Origin of the sequence: Peribacillus butanolivorans (assembly GCF_001273755.1) — a bacterium.
Taxonomy (GTDB): Bacteria; Bacillota; Bacilli; order Bacillales; family DSM-1321; genus Peribacillus; species Peribacillus butanolivorans.
In genome coordinates, this window is record NZ_LGYA01000007.1 from 1 (window position 1) to 12,253 (window position 12,253).

The window sequence follows — 12,253 nt, forward strand, 5'->3', positions numbered from 1 at the left end:
CGTTGGCGCTTTGTTTTGTTCAGTTTTCAAAGAGCAATTTTATCGCTGCTCTGTTAGCGACTTTATTATCATAACACCTTTCAAACAACATGTCAACAACAAGTTTCATCTTTTTTCTTTCTTGTCGTCGTTGTCTCAAGCGGTGTATTTAATATAATAGCACCTGCATACAGACAAGTCAATTTAATTTTGGATATTTCTTCGTTTTATTTCATTGACTCTCATCTTCTTCTATATATAATGAAAATCCATATCATTCTTTATAGGTAAATAGGTTAAACTATCGGGTTTTTATCTCCTATCATTCATCTTAACCTTAAAGACTTATCCTGTTAATCTGGATAAATTGAAACAGGGGGCAACTTATTACTGTTGCCCCCTGTTTCATAACCCTTATTTATTGAAAGAAATAATGTTAGCTTCTTCTTTATCTACTTTTCCGCTCTTTTCAATCTTCACGCTTTCTCCTTCAGAAAGGTTGGTAAAGACGATTGGTGTGATTATAGAAGTGGCATTATTTTTGACATACTCAATATCCACTTTAAGTAATGGCTGTCCGCTTGTCACCTTATCTCCTTGAGCGACAAGTGCTTCGAAGCCTTTACCTTCTAATTTAACTGTATCTATTCCCACATGTATTAAGATTTCACGTCCCGCATCAGAAACAATGCCTATTGCATGTTTAGTCGGGAACAGATTAACGATCGTTCCATCTACAGGTGAAACAACTAATCCATCCACCGGTACGATTGCAAAGCCGTCACCCATCATTTTTTCAGCAAAAACCGCGTCAGGTACTTCGCTAATCGGCTTGATTTCTCCTTTAATAGGTGAAATAAAATCCTCAGAACCAGTATCTGTCCGTAATGGTTTTGGAACAGTGTCCTCAATTTGATCCTCTACACCCTTTTCAGGAGACACTTCAACTTTACGAGGTCTTTTTCCATCAATTATATCTTTCATTTGTCCTTTAATTGTTTCAGAACGAGGACCGAAGATGGCCTGGATGTTATTCCCTACTTCTAGTACCCCTGCCGCACCAAGTTTCTTCAATCTATTTTTATCAACGTTATCAATGTTATTTACTGACACACGCAGGCGGGTGATACATGCATCTAAGTGAGCGATGTTTTCTTTTCCGCCCATTGCATCCAAGATATCTCCAGGAAGACTTCCAGCTGTACTTGTAGCCCCTTCTTCTTCATCCTCTTCTTCCACTTCACGACCAGGAGTTTTAAGATTAAACTTCCGAATCGCAAATCGGAATCCAAAGTAATAGATAAGCGCAAAGACTAATCCAACCGGAATAACAATCCAAGCATTCGTTTGAGGATTAATCAAACCGAACAGTACGTAGTCTATTAAACCACCTGAGAACGTCATCCCGATTTTCACATTTAGTAAATGCATAGTCATGAAAGAAAGACCAGCAAACACACAATGAATACCGAAAAGTACCGGTGCTACAAATAAGAATGCAAATTCAAGTGGTTCTGTAATCCCAGTCAAGAACGATGTAAGTGCAGCCGAAGCCATCAAGCCACCGACTATTTTCTTTCGTTCTGGTCGAGCCTCATGATAAATAGCTAAAGCGGCTGCTGGCAACCCGAACATCATGAATGGGTATTTACCAGTCATGAAGGTACCAGCTGTTAAATTCTGTACCCCATCTTTAATTTGAGCCATGAAGATGGCTTGGTCCCCTCTGACTGGATTCCCCCCACCTTGAGGGATATAGCTGCCAAATTCAAACCAGAATGGGGAATAGAAAATATGATGCAATCCAAATGGAATTAACGCCCGTTCTACCACTCCGAACACGAATGCTCCAAGAGTTAGGTTAGCACCCAACATATTTTCCGAAAATGCATTTAACCCTGATTGTATCGTCGGCCAAATCAAAATCATCAACAACCCAAGTACAACTGCGCTTGCAGCTGTTACAATGGGTACAAAACGTTTACCGGCAAAGAATCCTAAATAAGAAGGAAGTTCAATTTCATAAAATTTATTATACATTATAGCAGCCATGACACCGACAATAATACCGCCGAAGACGCCCGTTCCCAAAGTTGGAATTCCAAGAACATTGCTATACACAGCACCATTGTTCTCAATGTCAGCAGCATCAATTCCAAGTACCGTTCCCATTGTTACATTCATTATCAAGAACCCGATGATCGCTGCCAGCCCGGCAACACCATCTCCACCAGCTAACCCAATTGCGACCCCCACAGCAAACAATAGCGGAAGATTCCCAAAAATAATATTTCCGGCATTCTCCATGACCGATGCGACCATTTCTACTCCACCACTCGCAAGAAACGGAGCGATATCCAACAAAGTTTCGTTTTGCAATGCATTACCAAACGCGAGCAAAATTCCAGCCGCTGGCAAAATTGCCACAGGAAGCATTAAAGCTTTTCCGATTTTTTGCAAAACACCAAACAACTTCTTAAACATAGGCTTTCCTCCTCTATACTGTTTTTAGGCTAATAAAAACGTTTACATTATAATGACTGAATTCATCCTCTTATGTGTCTGATTTTGGAATACAAAAAAGGCATAAGCAAAGATAGGATTGAAATGAAAATTCAGGTATATAATACCCTCTTTCAGAACAATCATTCTCCTCACTTATGCCTGATCGAATCAGTAACACGTAAGTTAATGTATTTTTATTTAATTTTCTTTTGCAATCGTTGAATATGCATCGTTAGATAGACAGCTTCCGCATCAAAAACCGGTTTGCCTAATTTCTGTTGCATAATTTTTATTAGCTTCCATGAAATATTGTAACACAATGGATATTCTTCTTTCAATAGCAATGCGATTTTTTCAGGTTCGTCTACCTCTTCCCCTGCCATTACACGGTCTATCATGAATCTTAAATGACGAACCAGACGCGTATAATCAACGCTATCCTTATTAATTTGTACTTCCAACTGTTCTTCAACGACTTGGATAAGATGATAAATTAGTTGCGAGTGCTGATTGACTTCCGAGAGGTCTTTATTCGCTATTGCACTATGAATATGAAGCGTAATAAAACCAATTTCACCTTGTGGCAGTCCTATACCTGTCTTATCTTCGATTAGGTCAATGACATCAACTGCAATATCATGTTCAAAAGGATAGAGGGTTATCGTTTCTTTTAAGAATGGGTTTTTAATAGTCATTCCTTGCGAAACACGCTGAAGGGCGAACAGTAAATGATCGGTTAATCCGACATGTATATGTTCATTAAGTTTCCCTGACACTCGATTGTTAATAAGATGAATGGATTCAATTATTGCTGCTTGCAGATTTTGATCAATCTTTGGCAAAAGCTTTTTGTAGCTTTCCTGTTCTTTCACATTTTTTAAAACAAACGTTTTCTCTGCAAGATCTGGACTTAATTCTTCGCCTTTCTTTCGGTTGAATCCTAAGCCCTTTCCAATTGAAACGACTTCACCATACGACGAATGAGTGGCAATCACCACGTTATTGTTCAAAACCTTTTCAACGATAAAACCATTCATTATTCTCCCTCATTTTTTCGAAAAATCATCCATATGTCCTATACCGGATAAAATACTTGGTACTTTTACTATACACGAATTGACCTTTCCCTTACAACATGAAAGAAGGGCCCCATAAACGGGACCCCCTCTCACTTGCTCTTATTATTACTTCAAGAAAATAAAGTATAGAAGGAAGACGACTCCAAGACCCCACATAATTGGATGAACTTCTTTCGCTCTCCCTTTCATTGACATCGTGATGGGATAAAAGATAAAACCACAAGCAATCCCTGTTGCAATCGAATATGTCATCGGCATCATGATAACTGTGAAGAAGGCTGGTACTGCCACTTCAAACTTATGCCAGTCAATGTTTTTAAGTGAAGATGCCATTAATACACCCACTATAACCAACGCTGGCGCAGTTACCGCTGATGTCACAACGGAAAGAAGCGGGAAGAAGAAAAGGGATAGGACAAATAGCAAACCTGTAACCACAGCTGCAAAACCGCTTCGGGCACCAGCAGCAACACCCGATGTTGACTCTACATAAGATGTTGTAGTTGATGTTCCTAGAATTGCACCTGAAACTATGGATAGAGAATCAGCAAGCAACCCTTTACCTACTCTCGGAAGAATATTATCCTTCATCAAACCTGCTTGCTGAGCAACAGCCACTAACGTACCAGCTGTATCAAAGAACGCTACAAATAAGAAGGTTAAAATAACGATTAACATTTGACCAGTGAATAGCTCACCTGGATTTCCGAATGCATCAAATGCAACTCCAAATGTTGGTGCAATGCTTGGAACTGCCCCGATTATTTTATCTGGAACCGGCACTTGTCCAAATATCATTCCTGCGATAGCCGTAATGACCATCCCTATGAACACGCCGCTTTTTACGCCTTTTGTCATTAATATAACAGTTACGACAATCCCGAACACAGCCAATAAAGTATTTCCTGATGTTAGGTCACCTAGACCGACAAGCACGCTATCATCATTCGTAATAATTCCTGCATTTTGGAACCCTACAAAGGTAATGAACAAACCAATACCCGCTCCAACCGCATATTTCAATTCAACTGGAATTGCATTAATAATTTTCTCTCGTATTCCTGATAGAGACAGTAGAACGAAGATTATCCCTGAGATCAAAACTCCTGTTAGAGCTGTCTGCCATGGTATTCCAAAACCAAGTACAACGGTAAAAGCAAAGAATGCATTCAAGCCCATACCTGGAGCAAGAGATATTGGATACCTAGCTATGAGCCCCATCAGTATTGAACCTATCGCAGCGGCTAAGGCTGTCGCGGCAAAAACTGCTCCGTAATCCATTCTTAATTCATCTGGGTAGTCCTCGATGCTTTGTAAAGTTAACATCACAGGGTTTACAACCAGGATATACGCCATAGAAAGGAACGTTGTTAGACCACCCAGTATTTCCCGACGATAATTAGTTCCCAGTTCATTAAACCGAAAGTAATTCTTCATTAATGAGTCTCCCCTATCATAGAATCGTAAGCCAAAAGGAAAATGCCCCATTCGCTTCCGAACCGGGCTTGACTACTAATATGTAAAGAAGTGGCAGTTACCCTAACTCACCAATTCATTCACATCGTAGTCAAGCTGTTAACGGCAGCTTGGTAGAAACTTTTGGGCCATATCCCCAATATTATACGACAATTATGTTTTTTATTATTATAGGTATAGTGTACCAGTCACAAAAATAATCGTCAATATCTTAAACGAATATTTTATATGTAATTTTAGACAATGTTCGCTTTTTATCCTAATTATCATGATAATACACCCATAAACATACGTAAAATGTAAGCATTCAACCTATCCTTCCCCTTTTTCACTAATCTAGGAAACCTATTTTAATAAACGAATCATGCTAAAACTGGATAAATGGAGCAACTTAACTTAAATAAAAAAATCAGTGAAGGTTAAACCCTTCACTGATCAGATGTTTTTATTCTATTCCCACTCGATTGTTGCAGGTGGCTTAGACGTAATGTCATACACGACGCGGTTTACGTGGTTTACTTCATTAACGATTCTTGTTGAGATGATTTCAAGTACATCCCATGGAATTCTAGCCCAATCTGAAGTCATTCCGTCAATGGATGTAACCGCACGAATACCAATTGTGTAATCATACGTACGAGCATCGCCCATGACCCCTACACTACGGATATTAGGAAGCACCGTGAAGTACTGCCAGATTTCACGTTCCAAACCATTCTTTTTAATTTCTTCACGTAAGATATGATCAGATTCACGAACGATTTCAAGTTTTTCATCCGATATTTCCCCTAATACACGAATACCTAAACCAGGACCAGGGAACGGCTGACGCCAAACGATTTCATCTGGAATCCCCATTTCGCTTCCAAGAGCACGCACTTCATCTTTGAATAAAGTATTCAATGGCTCAATCAATTTAAATTGCATATCTTCCGGCAGACCGCCAACGTTATGATGCGATTTAATTGTTTGTGCAGTAGCCGTACCACTTTCAATAATGTCTGTGTAAAGTGTTCCTTGTGCAAGGAAATCAATACCTTCAAGCTTCGTTGCTTCATCATCGAATACGTAGATGAACTCATTACCGATAATTTTCCGTTTTTGTTCCGGATCGGAAACGCCAGCAAGTTTCGAAAGGAAACGCTCTGATGCATCGACCTTTATTACGTTCATATTAAAGCCTTCACTGAATGTTTCCATTACACCTTCGGCTTCCCCTTTACGCAATAATCCATGATCAACGAAAATACATGTTAACTGATCGCCAATTGCCTTATGGATCAATACAGCAACAACGGATGAATCCACTCCGCCGCTCAAGGCGCATAGTACTTTTTTATCCCCGACCGTTTGACGGATTTTTTCCATTTCGACTTCAATGAAGTTTTCCATGGACCAGTCGCCTTTGCAACCACAAACGCCAAATACGAAATTTTTCAAAATATCATTTCCGTATACAGAATGACGTACTTCTGGATGGAATTGTACTGCATACAATTTACGTGACTCATCACTCATAGCTGAGATCGGGCAAGATGGGTTCGTTCCATCGATGGTGAAACCTTCAGGCGTTTCGACAACTAAATCACCATGGCTCATCCAGACAATTTGTTCTTTTGGCAGATCGCCGAATAACTTAGAATCATTTTGAATGGCAAGTGTTGCTTTTCCGTATTCACGGTTTTTAGCTGGTTCCACTTTTCCGCCAAAATGTTTCGTCATTAGCTGCATACCATAACAAATACCAAAAATCGGCAGACCTAATTCGAAAATGCGCTCATCGCAGCCAAATGCAGATGCATCATACACACTGTTCGGACCGCCTGAAAAAATAATCCCAGTTGGATTCATTTTTAGAATTTCTTCTGCTGTAATTGTATGAGGATGAAGCTCACTGTACACACCAAATTCACGAATACGACGAGTAATCAATTGATTATATTGGCTTCCGAAATCAAGTACTACGATCATTTCCTGGTTTTTTTGCAATTCTGTTTTCCCCGGCACAAACGTCACCTCTATCAATGTAATTCACCCAAAAAATCGAGTGATAGTTTCTTATAAAAAATATTATCATAAAAAAAGAAAAACTAAAAATCCACCCTCAAAAATACACAAAAAGTACAGACGAAGGCAGATTTTCAGCTTTCCTGTTAAAATCCGCCTTCATAGTCAAATCATTTACGGTGATTCGGTAGAAACTTTCGATCCATATTATCGAGGATATATGAAGGATATATTAGTTTAAGTTATTGTATCAATATAATAAAAAGCTGGTCAAGAGCTAGTTTTTTTCATTAAGCTTTCCCAACCGATTTGTAAGTGCTCCCATTCGCCATTTTCAACGTCTCCACGGTAAATTATTAATTCGTAACGAGCTGTCAACTTCTGCATCTCATCTGTACCGTACACTGCATCCACATATGCGGCGTACTCCCTTAACGTTTGCCCTTCTGGACGCGCTAAACCAGCTCGTTTTAATTGTTTCAATAATAATAGATAGGCCGTCGTAAAATGAGAGCCAGATTTCTTTTTATAGCGGAGAATCTGCAGGTGCGGAATCCACTTCCTTCTAGAGAAATAACCAATTGTCACAAGCATCAACAAACTTATGAGAGTGATAGAAGTCCATTTCACGATTCCTTCCTGGCTTCCCACAAACCTGTCTCTAGATGCTAGAGTATCCTTATCAGGAGTATCATGACGTTCACTAGTCTCCATCTTTTTCTGCTCTGCATTAGCTGGAGTGTCCGTCTCCGAATTCTTTATATCATCCTGTTTCAAGTCCGAATTGTAAAATTCAACTTCTCCAGTGAATCCCTTTGTTGGTTCAAAGGGAATCCAGCCAATTCCAGAAAAATAAACTTCTACCCAGGAATGAGCATTATTATTCGTTACCTTATAAACGGATTCACCCTTATAAATTGATTTTTCTCCTTCAGTATAACCCTTTACCCACCTAGCCGGTATATTGGCGGCACGTAGTAAGACGACCATTGCAGTTGAATAGTTGTCGCAATATCCAATCTGGGTCTCGAATAAAAATTGATCGACATAATCTTGATTTGCCCCCGGATACGCAACATCATCCTTTGAATAAACAAAATCTGGACCATCAAAATAATTTTCAATGGCTTTCGCTTTATCGTACCAATTTGTTTCATTAATTGTAAGCTGCGATGCCAATTCATATATTCGATTAGGTAAGCCCTCTGGAAGCTGAGTATTTTTATCCATTAAGACACCCATCGTTTCATCCGGCTCTGTGACCTTCCTTAGCTCAGCCATATCAAACCTCGGCATATCGTAGGTCATTTCATATTCCTTCAATAGAAGGCTTTCGCCGTCTTCCTTTTCGGATATGATTTTGTCCATATCCTTATAAAACTTGAACTCTTTTCCTTTTTTACCCTCGACCTTTTTTAAATAACCTGACTGCGGATGAAGAATATGAGAATACAATTCCATCATGGATACTCTCGCTGACATTTCATCTGCTTTTACTACCTCCGGAATATCGTAAGTATTTAACGAAGTCATTTCCTGGCCGTTAGAAAAAGTAAAAAAGTCTATTCCCTCTAAGGAAACCCATCCTTTTCCAGTATAGACATCTTTGTTCTCCACTTTCCAGTAATGACCTGCAGGAGCATTGTTATAAAAGACAATAGAACTATCTGGCTCTATCGATCCGCCAAGTTCCGAATCATCTTCATCATACCCCACCCTTTTGTCTGTGGAACTACTATCTTCTTTCATCACTTTATCTGAATAAGAAGTAATATACGGAACTGGATCCGGCCATTGTGGAGAGAACTTAGGGGCACCAAAACCGAAAAGGACACTTATCACAATCATACCCGTAAGGATCAAGATCCATTTCTTGATAGGAGCCCTTGAAAACCTAAGCTGCTCCTGAATGGACAGACGCATCAAGGCCAGCAGACCGAGCATTGCAAAACCAATAATGATGATTCTTATCATTGCCTTATCACCATCATAGGGAGTAAATGTATCAAGTATCGATATAAAAATCACCGTTAACATAAAAAAGAAAAAGATACTTTGCTTCACCATCACCCAGTAATGAATCAAATATGTCACAAGCCAAAGAAGCAAGAAAAATAGAAAAGTTCGAAATGGATTTGAAAGTAACTCCCATTTTCCATCGTATATATTTGATAGATTGGCTGTGAAATCAAGCAGATAGCCTTTAAACCATGAAAATTCAAATAAAGCGGTTTTCGAATGAAGAAACTGTACTGAAATCATTATATAAACACTTAAGAGGGTACAGCGGATTAGCCAATGGAAGTGGAAATAATGCAGTAGTAGGGAAAAAATCACAAACAGAACAAAAACAACAATATTCCCTGTATCCGTGAGTTTCTCAACAGGCCTTAACCATTCTGTGATCAACAACAGACCAAAGGTATACAGAAGAACATGCATCCACTTTTCCAACAAGGGGGTTGAAACATTCATTTCATCATCACCTCTCGTCTGTCGTGTTGCAGATACCCCTGTTCAAGAAAGCAAACCTTTATTCCCCGTGATACTGCTGCGGATCTTGATTTTTTTTCCTCATCTGTAAAGTCTGCTGGGTTTTTCACACAAAACAACGTTAATCCTTGATTAGCGCGGAATGCACTCAATACTTCTACCTTTTCTAATGTTAATTCCGAGACAATGAAAATCACAGCTGCGTTGGCCGGCAGAATTTCCTTCCTTATGATCCCGTTCCAAGTGGTTATCCTACTCGGTTTTTCTTTAGCAAGGCGGTAAAAAATCTTTCGTTTCTGGTTATTGCCTCCTCCAGTCGGTAAGATTTGCCTCGATCCCGTACTAGCGAAACCAATCTCTATGCCTTTTTTTAACATGACATGTACAAAGGAAGCCGTCATTACAATTGCTTCTTCGAAGAAAAGCGATTCCTGATTATCAAGCACGATAAACACATCACGGTTTTTCTGAACTTCAAATTCCTTTGTCATGATTTCACTTGTTTTAGCCGTTGCCTTCCAGTTAATCCAGGACAACTGATCACCTGGCTGATACTCTCTTACGCCAGACACTACTGAATGTTCTCGCTGTGTTTTTTTTGTCAATCCCACTTGTCCCTGATTGAATACGCGCTCAAAATCTCTGTAGGTAAGCTCATGATATGAAGGGAAAACAGTGATTTTTAAAGGTAAATTATATGTCGCTTCCTTTTCAAAGACGCCAAAAAAGTCTCCTGTCCTGAAACGGATTGTTTGAAATGTATGCTCACCCCGTGGCAAATTGTCCAAAGTATATGTCATACTGAAGGTATGCCTGAAACCCGGAAAGACAAGTGTTTTGCTTTGCATCCCCCTATTTTCCAATTCCTTCGGCAACTCTTCCTCTACCATCAAATATAAAAGAGGCAGCCTGTTTTTACGGGTAACAGTTAAAGCTATTTCTACAGAATCGCCTGCTCGGCATTCTCTTTTACTGACCTTTCTCTCAACGATAATGTTATTAATCGGATAAAAAAGTAGAATCGTAGAGTACACAGTGAACGGCAAAAATGTATAAAAAATAAACCAACTGACAAAACCGCCTTGAAACATCGCAAAAGAAAAGGAAATCGCTATAAGTAATAACAAGCCAATCACACTCATGTTTTCCTTTAAGATGCTAATCAAGTTCCGCATTAGGTCACAGCTCTCTTCACAGGCACTTGAATCGTCGCAACAATCTCGTGAATCACCATGCCAGCATCCACTCCCTCATAATTCGCTTCTGGCTTCAGGATAAGTCTGTGGGCAAACACGAACGGTACTAAATATTGCACATCATCCGGTAGAACATAATCTCTGCCCTGCAAAAGTGCATAAGCTTGGGCCGCCTTCATCAATGCAATCGATCCACGTGGACTCACCCCTAAATATACTCTCTCATGCGTACGAGATCGATTAGCCAAATTAACAATATACCGCTTTATCGTGTCATCCACTATCACTGCTTTAGCCTCTTCCTGTAAAGCTATTAATTCCTCTAAAGTAATAACAGATTCTAACTCTTCAAGTGGTGCGGCATATTGAGCTCGGTGCAAAACCTCAATTTCTTCGTCCACACCCGGATAGCCCATTTTCATTTTTAATAGAAAACGATCCAATTGCGCCTCGGGAAGTGGGTATGTTCCTTCGTACTCAATGGGATTTTGTGTTGCCATAACGAAAAAGGGTTTCTCCAATCCCCTTGTAACCCCATCAACCGTCACACTTGCCTCTTCCATTGCTTCAAGCAAGGCAGATTGTGTTTTGGGCGATGTCCGGTTTATCTCATCGGCTAAAATAATATGGCCCATGATTGGTCCTGGTCTAAAAATAAATTCTTGTTCCTTTGGATTGAAAATTGAAACACCCGTTACATCTGAAGGTAGTAAATCAGGTGTGAATTGTATACGCTTAAAGTTTGCGCCTATCGATCTTGCCAGTGCTCTGACCATGACAGTCTTACCTACACCAGGAACATCCTCCAATAAAACATGCCCCCCAGAAAGAAGTGCCACGATGCTCAGTTCTGCTATATCTCGTTTTCCAATAATCACTTTTTCAATATTCCCTAAAATCTTTTCCAGTTTTTGATTTACCTGCTTATAAATCATTCTCTACCTCCTGAAATTACCCTATTACTCTTATATAACACCTATTATATATTCTTTATACTCGATATACGTTTTACATTAACATCCAATTAAACCTTACATTGTAAGTTTACTAGATAATTCGCAAACCATAAACGAATTTCTCTAAAAATATTCATACTGCTTTAGGAAAAAGGTATGGTAAACTGTTGCTAAGTGAATATAAACCTTGCAGAAAAAGGTGCTGACTTGTCAGCTTAATAGGGAATTTGGTGTAAAACCGAAGCTGTTTCCGCAACTGTAAGTGCTAATGAAATAAGATAAATACCACTGTTTGAGGATAAAGATTCACATCGATAACCATTCATCCTGTTCAAATGGGAAGGTTCTTAGAGTAAAATGACGCACGAGCCAGGAGACCTGCCTTTTTTATCGTATTCTGCTCTTCGGAAGATAGGAGGATTGTACGGCAATCTTCCATCTTTTTCTGTTACAGATACATAGGTGATTGATGCCGACCAATGCCCTTGGTCGGCTTTTTCTTTTACTGAGAAAAGCGATACCGAGGTGATTCATCTAACTATGAAGAGGAGGAAGAGTTATG

At 39.4% G+C, this 12,253-nt stretch carries 7 protein-coding genes and 3 riboswitches; all 7 genes read right to left on the reverse strand.

Going from position 1 to position 12,253, the window contains the following annotated elements:
* Positions 1–393: 393 nt before the first annotated feature.
* The 7 genes from ptsG to AKG34_RS25165 all read right to left on the reverse strand — a co-directional run bounded on the left by ptsG (position 394) and on the right by AKG34_RS25165 (position 11,670).
* A complete protein-coding gene (ptsG, locus tag AKG34_RS25135) occupies positions 394–2,463 on the reverse strand; it encodes a glucose-specific PTS transporter subunit IIBC (protein ID WP_053348898.1) in 2,070 nt (689 codons plus the stop codon).
* Between the two features lie 215 nt (positions 2,464–2,678).
* Positions 2,679–3,521, reverse strand: a complete 843-nt coding sequence (glcT, locus tag AKG34_RS25140; protein WP_053348899.1) for a glucose PTS transporter transcription antiterminator GlcT — start codon at positions 3,519–3,521, stop codon at positions 2,679–2,681.
* 147 nt (positions 3,522–3,668) lie between these two features.
* The gene (locus AKG34_RS25145; protein ID WP_053348900.1) at positions 3,669–5,000 is read right to left on the reverse strand and encodes an NCS2 family permease; all 1,332 of its coding nucleotides are present in this window, start codon (positions 4,998–5,000) and stop codon (positions 3,669–3,671) included.
* A 107-nt stretch (positions 5,001–5,107) separates the two neighbouring features.
* Positions 5,108–5,209, reverse strand: a riboswitch (purine riboswitch).
* Between the two features lie 280 nt (positions 5,210–5,489).
* Entirely contained in the window at positions 5,490–7,010 is a 1,521-nt protein-coding gene (gene guaA, locus AKG34_RS25150) for a glutamine-hydrolyzing GMP synthase (protein ID WP_162878880.1), read from the reverse strand.
* A 178-nt stretch (positions 7,011–7,188) separates the two neighbouring features.
* A riboswitch (purine riboswitch) is annotated at positions 7,189–7,290 on the reverse strand.
* A 26-nt stretch (positions 7,291–7,316) separates the two neighbouring features.
* On the reverse strand, positions 7,317–9,521 hold the full coding sequence (locus tag AKG34_RS25155; protein ID WP_053348902.1) for a DUF4129 domain-containing transglutaminase family protein: 2,205 nt from the start codon (positions 9,519–9,521) through the stop codon (positions 7,317–7,319).
* Positions 9,518–10,714 (reverse strand): DUF58 domain-containing protein, encoded by a 1,197-nt coding sequence (locus AKG34_RS25160; protein WP_053348903.1) that lies wholly within the window; start codon positions 10,712–10,714, stop codon positions 9,518–9,520. Before AKG34_RS25160 ends, AKG34_RS25155 begins: the two co-directional genes overlap by 4 nt.
* On the reverse strand, positions 10,714–11,670 hold the full coding sequence (locus tag AKG34_RS25165) for an AAA family ATPase (RefSeq protein WP_053348904.1): 957 nt from the start codon (positions 11,668–11,670) through the stop codon (positions 10,714–10,716). The genes AKG34_RS25160 and AKG34_RS25165 overlap by 1 nt, the downstream gene beginning before the upstream one ends.
* A 201-nt stretch (positions 11,671–11,871) precedes the next feature.
* A riboswitch (cobalamin riboswitch) is annotated at positions 11,872–12,091 on the forward strand.
* Positions 12,092–12,253: the final 162 nt, after the last annotated feature.

Bases quoted from the DNA above. Each gene is read 5' to 3' on its own strand.
- AKG34_RS25145 (WP_053348900.1), bottom strand. From the start codon at position 5,000: ATGAAGAATTACTTTCGGTTTAATGAACTGGGAACTAATTATCGTCGG.
- AKG34_RS25165 (WP_053348904.1), bottom strand. From the start codon at position 11,670: ATGATTTATAAGCAGGTAAATCAAAAACTGGAAAAGATTTTAGGGAAT.
- glcT (WP_053348899.1), bottom strand. From the start codon at position 3,521: ATGAATGGTTTTATCGTTGAAAAGGTTTTGAACAATAACGTGGTGATT.
- ptsG (WP_053348898.1), bottom strand. From the start codon at position 2,463: ATGTTTAAGAAGTTGTTTGGTGTTTTGCAAAAAATCGGAAAAGCTTTA.
- AKG34_RS25155 (WP_053348902.1), bottom strand. From the start codon at position 9,521: ATGAATGTTTCAACCCCCTTGTTGGAAAAGTGGATGCATGTTCTTCTG.
- guaA (WP_162878880.1), bottom strand. From the start codon at position 7,010: ATGATCGTAGTACTTGATTTCGGAAGCCAATATAATCAATTGATTACT.
- AKG34_RS25160 (WP_053348903.1), bottom strand. From the start codon at position 10,714: ATGCGGAACTTGATTAGCATCTTAAAGGAAAACATGAGTGTGATTGGC.